Consider the following 14,458-nt stretch of genomic DNA (forward strand, 5'->3'; position numbering starts at 1 on the left):
CGAGGCGGCCTGAGAAGGATGAGGAAGGGGGCCCCTCCCCTCACATGGGGCCCCCTTCCCCGGCTCACTTCAGACCCAGCCGGTGCACTCCTCCCAGCTGCGTCCCGACGTAGAGGCTCCGCCCGTCCGGCGTGGCGGCCAGTGAGAGGACGTCGGTGTTCTGGAGGGTTCCGGAGACGTTGCGCCAGGTGCGCCCGCCGTCGGTGGACTTCAGAACTCCCCTTGCACCGTACGGGACTTCACCGGGAACCCAGCGCCCCGTGGTGCCCGCGTACCAGGCACCGCCCGCCTTGACGACGCCCGACACCTGGATCCGCAGGCCGCCGTGGTCGGCGGTGTGGAAGGTGCGGCCGCCGTCGGAGGACCAGCGCAGTGCGGTGCCGCCGACGATCAGCCGGTCGCCGTCGGTGCCGAGCGCGGACACCTCACCGTCGGCCGCCTTCGTCAGGGTCCTCCCGAAGTCGTCCGAGTAGGACAGCCCGCCGTATCCGCCGAGCCAGATCCGTCCGGGCCTGTCCGGGTCGGCGGTCAGCGCGCGGAACTCGTCGTTCTTGCGCAGGCTCTTCCAGTGGGCTCCGCCGTCGGTGGTGGTGTAGACGCCGGGGCCGTCGATCCGGGCGTACGAGACGGCGACGCGGTCGGGGTCGCGCGGGTCGACCAGCAGGGCGAGCGCGTTCCCGTCGAGCTGCCCCTTCTCCTCCCAGGTGCGCCCGCCGTCCGTGCTCTTCTGCACGGAGAGCCCGGCGAGGCTCTCGAAGGTGCGCCACACGATCCTGCTGTCGCGGGCGTAGACGCGGATCGCCGTGACCTGGGTACCGGTGGTGCCTTCGTGTTCGCCCGGGCCCCATTCCGGGGAGGCGACGGGCAGTGCGGTGCGGTACATGCCGACGCTCGTCCCGGCGAGCAGCGACCCGTCGGCGACGGCGAGCGCGGGTACGCCCTCGCCCTGCACGCCGATCCGCCGCTGTCCCGGGCTCCCGTCCCCGCCGCGGTAGATGCCCGCCGAGGCGGCGCTGACGGTGTAACTGCCGTCGGCCCAGCGGTCGTAGTCGTACAGCACCGTGCCGGACACCGGCTTGCCGATCTCCTGCCAGGTGGCGCCCGCGTCCTTGCTGACGCGGACGGTGCCGTCCGATCCGTCCCGCAGGATCTCGCCGCGGCTCACGGTGACGAGCCCGCGGCCGTCGCCCTGGCCGGCGCCCCAGCTCCGGCCGCTGTCACTGCTGATGAACAGGCCGCCGCCCTTGCCGAGCACACGCACCGCGACAAGCGGCCCGTCGGCGTCGAAGCCCGCGAGGACCTGCGAGCCGTCCTCGGCCGCGGAGTAGATGCGCTCGGCCTTCTTCGGACCGTCGCCGGCCATGCCGCGCACGACCCACAGGGCGCGTCCGGACCACGCGTACAGGTCGTCGCCGCCCATGGCGATCTGCAGGACGTCCCCCGGCAGCCCGAGGTCCTCGGCCTGCCAGCTGTCGCCCTTGTCGCGGCTGACGAGGAGACCGTCGCTCGAAAGGGCCGCCAGCACATGGGTGTCGGCGTCGGCGACCAGCTCGTCGTAGGACGTGTCGGGCGCGTTCAGGCGCTCCCAGGTCCGCCCCCGGTCCTCGGTGCGCAGGATGCCACCGGCGGCGACCGACCAGGACACGGCGGTCATCGCGGACCACCAGCGGTCCGGGTCGTGGGCGTCGACGACGAGCGAGGGCTCGCCGGTGGAGGCGCCCGTGAACGGGGTGCGGCTGCGCTCCGTCCACGTCCGGCCGGCGTCGGTGGTGAGCCAGGCGCCCGGCTTGCCGCCCTGCGTCATGACCGCCTGCTTCGGGGCACCCGGGGCCAGGGTGACGCGTCCGTCGGCGCTGTTCGGTCCGACCGGCTGCCAGGTCGCCCCGTCCGCGTTCTCCTGCGTGACCTCGAACCCGCCGCTGCCGTACTGGCGTTGGCCGCCGGTGGCGGTGGCGCGCGCGGTGATCCGGTAGGTCCCGGCCGTCGTGCCGGTGAGGTCGGCGGCGAAGTAGTGCGGGTTGCCGGTCGCGCGCGTGGCCTTGGTGTACGTACGGCCGCGCGGCGGGTCGACCGTGAGGACGGGCGGCGCGGTCAGCGGGGTCGGCGTGTAGACGTATGCGGTGCTCGCGCCCGACGACGGGTCGGGGCTGGCGTCGACGTACAGCGGGGCCGCTTCCAGGAGGTACGGCACCGTCAGGGACGGAGCGCCGCGGCCGGTGACGCTGATCGCTCCGGAGAGGTGCACGGTGGTGTCGGGGCGGCGCGCGTCGACCGTCAGTCGCACGGTGGCGCTGCCTCCGGCGCGGACGGTGACCCGGCGCGGGCTCACGCGCGCAGCGTCGCCGGTGACGGACACCGATCCGCTGACGGTGCGCTTCGACGTGTTGTGCAGGGTGACGGTGCGGGTACCGGTGACGCGTGATCCGCCCATGTCGGCGAGGCCGAACGAGACACTGGCAGGCGACGCGGTCAGTGCGGCCGCCGCGGCCGCGGCGACGTCGAGCCGTCCCGCGCCCTGGGCGATGGTGTCGACTCCCTTGAGGCGGTGGGCCGTTCCGGTCAGCTCCGCGCCGATCTCGATGGCGGGGCGGTCGGGCTGCAACTGGCGCAGCAGGGCCGCGGAGCCCGCGACGAGGGGCGAGGCCATCGACGTGCCGGACATGCGCCAGGCGCCGGAGGCCACCATGCTCCTGGGCACGGTCGAGCGGATCTCGACGCCGGGGGCGACGAGGTCAGGCTTCGGGCCGAGGTTCTGGTCGGGGCCGCGCGAGGAGAAGGAGGCGATCTCGTCGCTGGAGTCCCGGCCGGAGAGCGTCACCTTGGCTTCCTGGGCGGCGAGTTCGGTGAGTTCCTGGCCCTGGATGCGGTCGACTCCGGTCACGACGAGGTGGTCCATGCGCAGGTCGCCGCCCGAACCGGCCAGGCGCCGTCCGCTGTCCGCGGGCACGGGCGCGCCGTCGGATTCCTGCTGCTCCCTGCCGCCGGCGACGACCGGTCCGCCGCTGTTCGCGACACCGCCGACCAGGGCGACGGCGCCGCGCTTCTCCGCTTGCTCGTACACGGCGAGGTCGTCCGCGTAGACGGTGTCGCCCTCGCCGCGGGCGGGCGGGAAGGCGTACAGGACGGTCTTGCCGCGTACGTCCCCGGCCCGCTCCCAGTCCTCGGGGCTGCCGGTGCCGATGTCGACCAGGGCGCCGGTCACGGGCGTGTCCGGCGGGTTGGCGGAGACCAGTCCGCGGTACGTCTCCAGGGTCTCCCGCTGTCCGGCCAGGCGGAGTTCGGGCACGGCGATCCCGCTGGTGGAGGCGCCGACCGCGAGGACGCCCCGGGCGGCGGCGGGGCTGCCGACCGAGTACGCCCCGGGGCCCTCGTTGCCCGCGGAGGCGACGACCACGACGCCCGCGTCGACGGCGGCGCTCGCGGCCAGGCCGAGCGGGTCGGTGCCGTCGCCGGGTCCGCCGATGCTGAGGTTGATGACGTCGGCGCGGTGCGGGTTGGCGGGGTCGATCGCCGCCTCGATGCCCGCGACGATCGCGGAGGTGTCGCCGTAGCCGTCGGCGTCCATCACCTTGTACGCGAGGAGCCGGGCGTCCGGCGCCGCGCCGGTGACGCCGCCGCTCCCGGCCGCCTTCGCCGCGATGATGCCGGCAACGTGGGTGCCGTGGGCGTTGTCGTCCATGGGGTCGTCGTCGTTGTTGACGAAGTCGTGGCCGCCGACGACCTTGTGGCCCTCGCCGAGGCCGCCGCCCAGGTCGGGGTGCGTGTAGTCGACGCCCGAGTCGACGACGGCGACGGTCACGCCCCTGCCGGTGGCCTTCCCTCCGCCGGGCGCGGGGCGCTGCCAGACCTCGGGGAGGCCGACGAGTTCGTGGGCGTCGGTGGCCTGCACCTTCATCCGGGTGTCGGGGACGACGGCCTTGACGCCGGGCAGGGCGCGCAGCCGGGTCAGGGTGTCCTCGTCGACGGTCATGGCGACCGCGTTGAGGGCAAGTCCCAGGCGGCGTACGGCCTTCGGGGCCGCGCCCGCGTCCTCGGCCGCCTCGATCACCGTGTCCTGCCGGTCGTCGATCTTCGCGCGAGCCACCCGGACGTCGGCGGCGCGTGCGTCACGGGTGGCGCCCCGGGGCGCCTCCAGTGCGGTGGCGCCGTCGAGTTCGACGATGACGCGGGTGCGCGCGGGGGCGCCGGCCGCCTCGGCGGCGGGCGCCGCTCCCAGCAGCCCGCCGAGCACGGCGGCGGTCAGCGCGGCGTGCAGGGGTCTTCGGACGCCGCGTCGTGTGTGTCGTATGTGGTTGCCCATGCGTGCACTTGGTAGTCGCCCGGCCGATGCCCGCACAATGGATCACCGCGGCCCATTGCTGCCGCTGGCACACATGGGCCAGGATCCCGGCATGACCGATCAGCTCGCTGCCGTCGGCGTCGACCCGTTCGACGAGGCCGTCTACCGTGCCCTGCTCACCCGCCAGGCCGCCTCGCCGGGGCAGCTCGGCGACGAACTGGCGTGCTCCGCGGACCGGGTGGGCCGCGCCCTGGCCCGGCTGCACGACCTGGGGCTGGTCGGCCGGCTGTCCGGAACGCGCCGGCGGTACGCGGCGATCGACCCCGAGCACGCCGTCGACGCGCTGGTCCGCACGCGCGCGGCCGAGCTGGACCGCGTCCGGTCGACGGCGGCCGAGCTGTCCCGGCTGTTCTCGGCGGGCCGGCACGGCGGCGGTGAGGAGGTCGAGATCGTGCACGGCAGCGAGGCGCTGGGCCGCTGGTTCGTCCGCCTGCAGCAGGAGGCGCGGCACCAGGTCCGCACCCTGGACCGGCCGCCGTACGCGCTGACCACGGCGAACCCGGTGGAGGAGACGGCGCTCGCCGAGGGCGTCGGCTATCGCGCCGTGTACGCGCCCGAGGCGCTGGAGTGGCCCGGGGTGCTCGACGACATCCGGCGGCTCGTGGCGCACGGGGAGCAGGCGCGGGTGCTGTCCGGGCTGCGGGTGAAGCTGGCGATCGCCGACGACCGCATCGCGCTGCTGCCCCTCTCCCTGGACCTGTCCGACGTGCGGGCGGCGGTGATCCGGCCCTCGGCACTGCTCGACGCGCTCATCGACCACTGGGAGCTGTGCTGGGCCGCGGCCGAGCCGCTGGACGCGCCCGCCGAGGGTCCGTTGGACGCGGACGACCGACTGATGCTGTCGCTGCTGGTGAGCGGGTTGAAGGACGAGGCGATCGCCCGTCAGCTCGGCTGGTCGGTGCGCACCATGCGGCGCCGCACGAGCCGGCTGCACGAACTCCTCGGCGCGGCCAACCGTTTCCAGGCCGGGGTGATCGCGCAGCGCCGCGGGTGGATCTGACCGGGACCACGGCCGCCCCCGGGGCGGGACCGGCCCGGCACCTTTCGGCGGGCGCCGAACCGATCGCTGCCTACGCTCCCGTCCATGACCACCGCGACCTCGCTGCCTCATCTGTCCGTCGAGCCGGGCGTCCTGTACTTCGGCACGCCCGTGGTGCTGCTGACGACGGAGAATCCGGACGGCACGTTCAACCTGGCCCCGATGTCCTCGGCGTGGGCGCTGGGCCGCACGCTCGTGCTGGGGCTCGGCGCCGAGGGGCAGACCGCACGGAACCTGGCGACCCGCCCCGATGTGGTGGTCAGCCTGCCGGGGCCCGGCCTGTGGCAGGCGGTCGAGCGGCTGGCCCCGCTCACCGGCCGGGACCCGGTGCCCGCCTCGAAGCCGCGCGGCTGCCGCTTCGAGGCGGACAAGTTCGCGGCGGCGGGCCTGACGCCGCAGCCGTCGGTCGCGGTGCGGCCGCCGCGGGTCGCCGAGTGCCCGCTGCAACTGGAGGCGCGGGCCGTGGCCGTACGGCCCGACACGGGCGGTGACTTCGTCGTCGTCGAGGCGGCGGTGCGCCAGGTGCACGCCACGTCCGACATCGTCGTGCCCGGCACCGACCACATCGACCCGGTGGCGTGGAGTCCGCTCGTCTACAACTTCCGCCACTACTTCGGCCTCGGGCCCGAGCTCGGGCACACGTACCGCAGCGAGACGGCCGGTGCGGCGCGGGTCAGTCGAGGCGCCGCTCGGCGAGGTCGAGCCAGTGCTCCACCTCGTCGGGGGTGAAGTGACGGATCGTCCGGTCCGTCATGCGCAGGCGCATGTGCGCCCAGGCCGGCCGCAGCGCCCACCTGCCCGCCGGAACAGGACCCTCCGCGGTCAGTCGCGTCCCCGTCCGCGCGCGCAGGGCGTCGGCCAAGCGGTCGGCGTCGAGTCGCTCCGCGCGTTCCCAGGGAGTCATCCGCCGACGATGCCGGCAGGATTGATCAAACCTTTGCCGATGGCCGGATCGCACTGGTCGCCCGAGGCAACCGAAGCCGGGAAGCCCGCACAGCAAGGGATTTGCGAAGGGGATCACTCCGGCCGGTCCGGCGCGGCGCGGCCGAAATCCTCCGGGTCGCGCCGCCCGGCACGTTACGGCCGCGTTGACCCGGCCCGCCGCCATGACACACGCTCGACATATAGATGCCGTGTACAACCGACTCGGCCCCGACGGCACCCACGCCTGCGTCACCGCAGGTCAACGCGGCCGTGTCCGGCTGCCCACGGCGGAACGGGAAGCAGGAGGAAGCATATGTGTGGCATCACCGGCTGGGTCTCCTTCGACCGCGACCTGCGGGCCTCGGCCGACGCATTGGATGCGATGACGCGGACGATGGAGTGCCGCGGCCCCGACGACCGCGGCACCTGGATCGAGGGTCCCGCGGCGCTCGGTCACCGCAGGCTCGCCATCATCGATCTGCCGGGCGGCCGGCAGCCCATGACCGCGACGACACCGAGCGGCACGGTCGCTCTGGTGTACTCGGGAGAGACGTACAACTACACCGAGCTGCGCGCCGAACTCGCCGCTCGCGGGCATGAGTTCAGGACCGACTCGGACACCGAGGTGGTGCTCCGCGGCTACCTCGAATGGGGCGAGGAACTGCCCGAGCGGCTCAACGGCATGTACGCCTTCGCCGTGTGGGACGGACGCGTCGACAAGCTGCTCATGATCCGCGACCGGATGGGCATCAAGCCCTTCTACTTCTACGAGACCGCGGACGGCGTGCTGTTCGGCTCCGAACCGAAGGCGATCCTCGCCAACCCGCTCGCCAGGGGCCGGGTCACCCTCGAGGGACTCCGCGAACTGTTCACGTTCGTGAAGACTCCCGGACATGCCGTGTGGGACGGGATGCACGAGGTCGAGCCGGGCACCGTCGTCACCGTCGACCGGTCCGGGCTGCGCCGCCGCGCGTACTGGACGCTGGAGACGCGGGCGCACACCGACGACCGGGAGACGACCATCGCCACGGTGCGCGGCCTGCTCGACGACATCGTGCGCCGCCAGCTGGTCTCGGACGTGCCGCGCTGCACGCTCCTGTCGGGCGGTCTCGACTCCTCGGCGATGACCGCGATCGCGGCGCGGCAGCTGGCCGGGCAGGGCGAGACCGTCCGGAGTTTCGCGGTCGACTTCGTCGGTCAGGCGGAGAACTTCGTCGCGGACGAGCTGCGCGGCACACCCGACACCCCCTTCGTGCACGACGTGGCGCGCTCGGCCGGCACCGACCACCGCGACATCGTGCTCGACTCGCATGCGCTGGCCGACCCGGAGGTGCGGGCCAAGGTGATCCGGGCCCGTGACATCCCGGCCGGGTTCGGCGACATGGACGCCTCGCTCTACCTGCTGTTCCGCGCCATCCGCGAGCACTCCACGGTCGCCCTCTCCGGCGAGTCGGCGGACGAGGTGTTCGGCGGCTATCTGCAGTTCTTCGACGAGGAGGCACGCAACGCCGACACGTTCCCCTGGCTGGTGCGGATGGGCCGGCACTTCGGTGACGACGCGGACGTGCTCCGCCCCGACCTCGGCAAGCGGCTCGACCTGGAGGGCTACGTCGCCGACAGCTACGCGGGCGCGGTCAAGGGCATCCGGCGTCTCGACGGCGAGAGCGACTTCGAGTACCGGATGCGGCGCATCTGCCACCTCCACCTGACCCGGTTCGTGCGGGTCCTGCTGGACCGCAAGGACCGGGCGAGCATGGCGGTGGGCCTGGAGGTGCGGGTGCCGTTCTGCGACCACCGGCTCGTCGAGTACGTGTACAACACCCCGTGGGCGCTGAAGTCCTTCGACGGCCGGGAGAAGAGTCTGCTGCGCGAGGCGACCGCGGACGTGCTGCCGAAGTCGGTGTACGACCGGGTCAAGAGCCCCTACCCGTCGACGCAGGACCCCAAGTACGCGGTCGCTCTCCAGGACCACGCGAAGGACCTGCTCTCCCGGCCCTCGCACCGCGTCTTCGACCTCGTCGACCACGCGCGCGTCGCCCGCGCCGCGCACCGTGAGGCACCCCAGATCACCCAGGCCTCACGGCGTGGCCTGGAGCGCACCCTTGACCTGGCGCTGTGGCTGGACATGTACAACCCGGAACTGGCCCTGGACTGAGCCCGTCCGGCCCGAAAGAACTGGCGGGCCGGCCCGCGGTGTGCCTAGTATCCGCGGCAGCATCGCGTGCCGGTCACCGTCCGGGTGAGGCATGGAGGTGCCGGAGTTGCCTTCTGGAGGCAATCCCCCATGGCAGTTCAGCTCAACCACACCATCGTGCACGCCCGGGACAGCCGGGAATCCGCCGAGTTCCTGGCCCACATCCTGGGTCTGGACGTCGGGGCCGAATGGGGTCCGTTCGTCGCCCTCGACCTGAGTAACGGTGTGACCTTGGACTTCGCGTCCATTCCGGCAGAGTCCATCGTCACCCAGCACTACGCCTTCCTCGTCACCGAGGAGGAGTTCGACGGCATCTTCCAGCGCATCAAGGACGCCGGTATCACGTACTACGCCGATCCGCACGGAAAGCAGCCGGGCGAGATCAACCACAACGACGGCGGTCGTGGCGTGTACTTCATGGATCCGGTGCGCCATGGCATGGAAGTCATCACCCGCCCCTACGGCGGAGGGGAGGACTGACACGCCAGGCGGTGGGGTCGCGTCGTCGACGCGACCCTGCTCCGTACGCCTACCTGTGTGCCTCGATCTGTCTGTCTGCGCTCAGCGGAAATCCGTCACATGGAGAACGAGCAGGACCGTTCCCACGACCAAGGCCGCAGCCCCCAGCGCCCCCAGCCCCAGAGCCGTCCGCCGCGCCGGGCGGCAGACCAGTTCGGCGTCCTCCTGGCGGACGGAGGCCGAACAGGGAAGCGCCGCGAGGCCATACGTCACCAGACCGGCCGTAGTGAGCGTCAGGCCGAGTCCGAGCCACGTCACACCCGCGGACATAAAGGACATACGTCTGATTCTGCGGCCAGTTCGGCCATCGCGCTAGCCCGGCGGCAGGAGTGGTCTTCGCGGGACCTACCTCGGGCGATCTGCGAGACGTGCGTCGATACGGCTCCGCATCGACGCCATCGTGAACCCGGTGGGGTCGATCTTCCCGGGCTGCCACTCGCTGTGGCCGATGACGGAGCGGGCGTTCCAGCCGTGGTGGCGGCAGAGCGCGGCGGCGGCCCGTTCGACGGCGTCGAGCTGAGCGGCGGGCCACGGGTCCTTGCCGTCGCCCAGGTTCTCGCACTCGAAGCCGTAGAAATGCCGGTTGCCGTCGACGGTGGCCTGCTGCCGCCGCGGCAGTTCCGTCTCGGCCACGACGGCCTTGAGCACGTCGGGGTCTCCGAGGCCGGCGTGGTTGGCGCGGCCGTAGCCGACGAGGTGGACAGTGCCGTCCTTGGCGATGACGCCGTGACACAGCGGGCCCGGCAGCCCCTCGTACCCGTCGCGGCACAGTCGCACGGTCGCCTCGGTGCCGCGGGTGACGGTGTGGTGGATCATGACGCCGTTCACCGGGCCCCAGGCCCCCTTGGCGTTGCGGTGGTGGTCGCGCCAGTTCCCGCACTCGGTGACGGACCCGCCCTCGGCGCGCAGTGCGGCCGCGAACTGATCCGCGCTCATCGGCTCTGCCATGTCTCGGAGCCTAGAAAGAATTCGGCTCCGCCGCAGGTCGGAGGCTTGCCGCCGGGACAGGGCGGGCGGTCCGCCGCATGCGGTACCGGGGTGCGGCCGGTACAACGGAACCATGAGCACTGGAACCTGGAGCATGCCCGTCGACAAGGGCCGCGTCAGCGCCAAGTACCGCCAGCCCGGCGGCTGGGCGGCCGGTTTCCACACCGGCGTCGACTTCGCGGTCCCCACCGGCACGCCCGTGAAGTCCGTGGGGCCCGGCACCGTCGTGACGGCGGGCAACCAGGGCGCGTACGGCAACGCGGTGATCGTGAAGATGAGCGACGGCCGTTTCACGCTGTACGCCCATCTGAACTCGCTGGACGTGAAGACCGGCCAGTCGGTGACCGGTGGCCAGCGGCTCGGGCTCTCGGGCGCGACCGGCAATGTCACCGGCCCTCATCTGCACTTCGAGGCCCGCACCCGCAACGAGTACAACGGGCACACCGATCCGCTCGCCTATCTCGCCGGGCACGGAGTCGGCAAGGCGGGCGCGAAGAAGGCCGCCGCGCCCCGCAAGAAGGCGGCGACGGCCACGGCGCGCAAGGCGGCGGCCCCGGCGGCGTACACGGTCCGGGCGGGCGACACGCTGTCCGGGATCGCGCAGTCGAAGCTGGGCAGCGCGAGCCGCTACGGCGAGATCGCCAGGCTCAACGGGATCGCGGACCCGAATCTGATCCGGGTCGGCCAGAAGCTCAAGATGCCCGCCAAGTAGACCGAGCAGCAGGCAGGCGCCGGCACCACCACAACTCGCGCTTCTCCAAAGAGAGTTCATGCCGCTCACGAAAGAACAGCGCGACGAGTTCCTCGCGGCCACGCATCCCGCGTGCGTCGCGGTGGACGCCCGGGGCGGCCGGGGTCCCCTCAACGTGCCCATCTGGTACGCGTACCGGCCGGGTGGCGCGTTCACCGCGGTGACCGGACGCGACAGCCGCAAGGCGCATCTGCTGGCGGCCGCGGGGCGGTGCACGTTCCTGGTGCAGCGTGTCGAGCCGTCGTACCGCTATGTGGCGGCGGAGGGGCCGGTGGCGTTGCGTACGGCGACGGCCGACGACCTGAAGGAGGTCGCCGGCCGGTACCTGGCGCCGGAGGTGCTGGCCGGGTACGTGGAGAACTCCTTCCGCAGGTCGGGCCCCGAGGGCCTGCTCCTCGTGCAGCTGCATCCGGAGCACTGGCTGAGCGCGGACCTCGGGGCGAGCTGAGGTTCTCCTGGGCCGTCAGCCCCCGTAGACGTCCTCCACGTAGCGGCCGTCGACGACGAGTGCGGCGAGCCACTGTTCGGCCGCGGTCGCGTCGGCGCCGGGGACGTGCGCGCGGTACAGGTCCCGGAACGCGGCGCGGACGCCCGGCGCCATCCGGGCGCCGTCTCCGCACACGTACACCCGGGCACCGGCGTCGAGCAGTGCCCAGAGTTCGGCTCCCTCGGCGGCGATGCGGTGCTGCACGAAGGCGTGTCCGTCGACGGGGGCATCGCTGAAGACCGCGCGCAGGGAGATCGCCGCGTCGGCGTCGGCGGCGCGCAGTTCGTCGGCGTGCAGGAGGTCGCGGTCGGGGTGATCGCAGCCGAAGTAGAGCAGGGCGGGCGGGAGTCGGTCGCCCTGGCCGGCCGCTGCCAGTCGTTCGGCGATCGCGCCGCGGAACGGCGCGAGTCCTGTTCCGGCCGCGATCATGACGACGGGTCCGGGGGCGTCGGGCCGGATGCGGAAGGCGTCGCGGCACGGCTGGACGCGGCCGAGGACGGTGTCGCCGGGGCGCAGGGCCGCCAGGTGGGTGGAGCCGGTGCCCCGGTAGCGGCCGCTGCCGGAGGCGGCGGGCGCGTCGAGCACGGACACCATCAGGTCCACGTGGCCTGGCACCAGGGCCGGGCTGGAGGAGACCGAGTAGTGGCGCGGCTTCAACGGGGGCAGCAGGTCGATGAGTTGCGGCCAGGTGAGGGCGCCACGCAGGGCCGGGTGGTCCTCGATCAGTTCGAGGAACGTCCGGGGATCGTCGGCGGGCAGTGCCGCGAGCGCGGCGGCCTCGGGCGGGCAGGGGTTCGCGGCGGCGAGCGCGGCGACGTGATCGGGGCTGGGGCGGTGCTGCAACTCGACGTGCCGGGACAGGAGCTCACGGACCGTCAGAGGGCGGTCGACGGGGAGCGTGTCGCGGCGTGGCCGGTCGGTGCGGATGTCGAGCAGGGTGTCCGGGTCGACGCCGAGTGCGCGCACCGCGCGGTCGACGAGGGCGGGTTCGTGCGCCGGGAGCACGGTGAGGTGGTCGCCGGTGCGGTAGGTCTGCCCGTCGGGCAGCGCGAGCCGCAGGAACCGTTTGGTGCGCGGGTGGCCGGGGGCCGTGAGGTCGTGGGCCTCGGTGACGGTCAGCGGGGCGAGTCCGTGCCGGGCGGCGGCGAGGTCGCGGGGGCCGCCGGTGACCTCGCGGATGTCGTACGTCGCCGTGGGCGCGGGCCCGGTGCCGGTGGCGTCGGGGTCGCCGTACCGCTCCAGGAGTGCGGCGCGCAGCCCGGCGGTGAAGGTGCGCACGGTGCCGGTCAGGTCGCCGGAGGCGTCGGCGGCGGCGCGCTCGCAGAGCCGCTCGGAGCCGAGGGCGGCGAGGCGGTCGTCGATGCGGGTGGGGACGTGCTGGTAGGTGGCGGCCCAGTTGCGGTCGCCGACCCCGAGCACGGCGTGCACCGCTCCGTCGAGGGAGCCGTCCGCGGCCCGGTCCAGGGCGGTCATGAACTCCCGGGCTTCGTCGGTGGGTTGTCCGTTGTAGGAGGCGGCGACGACGATCACCGGGTGGTCGGTGGGCAGTGCTCCCGCGTAGGTGTCGAGCGGGGCGACGTCGGTCGCGCAGCCGAGGGCGGCGGCCTCGTCGGCGAGTTGGGCGGCCAGGCTCCGGCAGGTGCCGTAGTTGCTGCCGTGCAGGAACAGGGCGCGTGTTCCGGGCCGGACCTGTACCGGCAGCTCCGTCGTGTCGCGGACCTGTTCGGGCGCCGCGGTGTGGCCGGGGAGCGGAGTGTGGCGGCGGTCGGCGGGGGTGCGCGGGGCGAGTTCGAGGGTGAAGCCGTCCGGTTTCATGGTGAGGGTCTCCTTCACCGTGAGCCGGTAGTCGGCGTGGTCGCGCAGCCGGTAGCGGTGCACCAGCATCGCGAGCAGCATGGTGGCCTCGTGGAGCGCGAACTGCCGCCCGATGCAGGCGCGTTCACCGGTTCCGAAGGGCTTGAAGGCGTGCGGTGAGCGTGCCGCCTCGGCCTCGGGCGTGAACCGGTTCGGGTCGAACCGCTCGGGGTTGTCGCCCCACACCGGCCGGCGGTGCAGCATCGGGGTGAGCACGGTGACGCCCTGTCCGGCGCGCACGGGCACGCGCCCGCCGAGCAGGGTGTCGGCGCGGGCCTCCCGGCTGAACGCCGCCGCCGTGGGCCACAGGCGCAGCGCCTCGTTGAGCACCTGCCGGGTGTAGGTGAGCCGGCCGACCTCGTCGAAGTCCGGCTCGGGGTCGGCGGTGTCGCCCCACAGGTCGTCGACCTCACGGCGGACGAGGTCGAGGACCGCCGGGTTCTTGGCGAGGTAGTACAGGGCGAAGGACATCGCGCCGGACGTCGTCTCGTGTCCGGCGATGAGGAAGGTGATGACCTGGTTGCGGATGTTGGCGGTGTCCAGCGTGCCGCCGCCCTGCGGGTGTTCGGCGGTCAGCATCAGACCGAGCAGGTCGTCGGTGTGCTGCTCGCCGCCGCGCACGCGGGCGGTGATGACGTCGTCGACGACCTGTGCGAGGTAGTCGGCGTCGGTGCGGAAGGCGGCGTCGGCCGCCGTGTGGTCGCCGCCCGGGGTGCGGGCGAGCCGCTTCATGCTCCACTCCAGGCAGCGCACCATCGACTCGACGAACGGGTGCGGTTCGGTGCCGGCGAAGGACCCGAAGTCGTAGCCGAATCCGGCGAGTCCGATGGTGTCGAGCGTCATCCGGGTCATGTCTGCGGGGACGTCCACGGGGCGGCCGTCGTGGGCGGCCCGGTCCCAGGCGTCGACGAGCCGGCGGGCGACGCGGTACATCACCGGGTGGTAGCTGCGCATGGAGCCGAGCGCGAAGGCGGGCATCAGGATGTCGTGGGCGCGCGCCCAGTTCGGCTCGTCGTTGTAGGCGGTGAACAGGCCGTCGGCGGCGAACGCGCGGACGTTCTCCAGGGCGGGACCGATGTGTTTGGTGAAGCGGGACTCGTCGGCGAGTTCGGTGACGAGGTCGAGGTCGGCGACGAACAGCGCGTCGCGGCCGTGCAGGCGGCGCACCAGGACCGGGCCGTGCTCGCGCATCAGGCCCATGACCTGCTGCAGCGGGGCGGGGCCCGGGCCGGTGGCGGAGATGTCGATGAGCGGAAGGCCGTCGGTGGGGGGCGGCGGGAGCAGCGTGGGGTGCGGCATGGTGCGGCAACTGCCTTTCGCGGGTGGGGGGATCGGCGCTTCCAGCTTGATCCCGCTCCCCCGCT

The 14,458-nt window shown here is 73.0% G+C and carries 11 protein-coding genes; 6 read left to right on the forward strand and 5 right to left on the reverse strand.

What is annotated here, in order from left to right:
• Nucleotides 1-64 precede the first annotated feature (64 nt).
• A complete protein-coding gene (locus tag ACQUQD_RS02575) occupies nt 65-4,300 on the reverse strand; it encodes a S8 family serine peptidase (RefSeq protein ID WP_428950255.1) in 4,236 nt (1,411 codons plus the stop codon).
• A 91-nt stretch (nt 4,301-4,391) separates the two neighbouring features.
• Here ACQUQD_RS02575 and ACQUQD_RS02580 point away from each other — a divergent pair, with 91 nt between their 5' ends.
• Nucleotides 4,392-5,339: a helix-turn-helix domain-containing protein gene (locus ACQUQD_RS02580; protein ID WP_428950256.1), complete on the forward strand. Its 948-nt coding sequence runs from the start codon at nt 4,392-4,394 to the stop codon at nt 5,337-5,339.
• 84 nt (nt 5,340-5,423) lie between these two features.
• Nucleotides 5,424-6,107 (forward strand): flavin reductase family protein, encoded by a 684-nt coding sequence (locus tag ACQUQD_RS02585; protein ID WP_428950257.1) that lies wholly within the window; start codon nt 5,424-5,426, stop codon nt 6,105-6,107.
• Here ACQUQD_RS02585 and ACQUQD_RS02590 read toward each other — a convergent pair.
• A complete protein-coding gene (locus ACQUQD_RS02590; protein WP_428950258.1) occupies nt 6,052-6,282 on the reverse strand; it encodes a hypothetical protein in 231 nt (76 codons plus the stop codon). The two genes, ACQUQD_RS02585 and ACQUQD_RS02590, sit on opposite strands and share 56 nt — an antisense overlap.
• A gap of 333 nt (nt 6,283-6,615) precedes the next feature.
• On the opposite strand from ACQUQD_RS02590, the gene asnB reads away from it, so the two are divergent.
• Nucleotides 6,616-8,457 carry an asparagine synthase (glutamine-hydrolyzing) gene (asnB, locus tag ACQUQD_RS02595; protein ID WP_428950259.1) on the forward strand — a complete coding sequence of 614 codons (1,842 nt, stop codon included), beginning with the start codon at nt 6,616-6,618 and terminating at the stop codon, nt 8,455-8,457.
• A 129-nt stretch (nt 8,458-8,586) separates the two neighbouring features.
• Complete coding sequence (locus ACQUQD_RS02600; protein WP_428950260.1) at nt 8,587-8,976, forward strand: VOC family protein; 390 nt, start codon at nt 8,587-8,589, stop codon at nt 8,974-8,976.
• A gap of 81 nt (nt 8,977-9,057) precedes the next feature.
• On the opposite strand, the gene ACQUQD_RS02605 is transcribed toward ACQUQD_RS02600, so the two are convergent.
• Together ACQUQD_RS02605 and ACQUQD_RS02610 are read right to left on the reverse strand one after the other, a co-directional pair.
• The gene (locus ACQUQD_RS02605; RefSeq protein WP_428950261.1) at nt 9,058-9,294 is read right to left on the reverse strand and encodes a hypothetical protein; all 237 of its coding nucleotides are present in this window, start codon (nt 9,292-9,294) and stop codon (nt 9,058-9,060) included.
• Between the two features lie 66 nt (nt 9,295-9,360).
• The gene (locus ACQUQD_RS02610; RefSeq protein WP_428957430.1) at nt 9,361-9,951 is read right to left on the reverse strand and encodes an N-acetylmuramoyl-L-alanine amidase; all 591 of its coding nucleotides are present in this window, start codon (nt 9,949-9,951) and stop codon (nt 9,361-9,363) included.
• Between the two features lie 124 nt (nt 9,952-10,075).
• Between ACQUQD_RS02610 and ACQUQD_RS02615 the strand changes: the two genes are divergently transcribed.
• Both ACQUQD_RS02615 and ACQUQD_RS02620 read left to right on the forward strand, forming a co-directional pair.
• The gene (locus ACQUQD_RS02615; protein ID WP_428950262.1) at nt 10,076-10,714 is read left to right on the forward strand and encodes a peptidoglycan DD-metalloendopeptidase family protein; all 639 of its coding nucleotides are present in this window, start codon (nt 10,076-10,078) and stop codon (nt 10,712-10,714) included.
• Nucleotides 10,715-10,772: 58 nt separating this feature from the next.
• Nucleotides 10,773-11,201, forward strand: coding sequence for a pyridoxamine 5'-phosphate oxidase family protein (locus ACQUQD_RS02620; protein WP_428950263.1), 429 nt, complete (start codon nt 10,773-10,775; stop codon nt 11,199-11,201).
• A gap of 15 nt (nt 11,202-11,216) precedes the next feature.
• Here the strand turns inward: ACQUQD_RS02620 and ACQUQD_RS02625 are convergent, their stop codons facing one another.
• Complete coding sequence (locus tag ACQUQD_RS02625) at nt 11,217-14,393, reverse strand: cytochrome P450 (protein WP_428950264.1); 3,177 nt, start codon at nt 14,391-14,393, stop codon at nt 11,217-11,219.
• Nucleotides 14,394-14,458 lie beyond the last annotated feature (65 nt).

The organism is Streptomyces sp. cg35 (assembly GCF_050410835.1).
Lineage (GTDB): Bacteria > Actinomycetota > Actinomycetes > Streptomycetales > Streptomycetaceae > Streptomyces.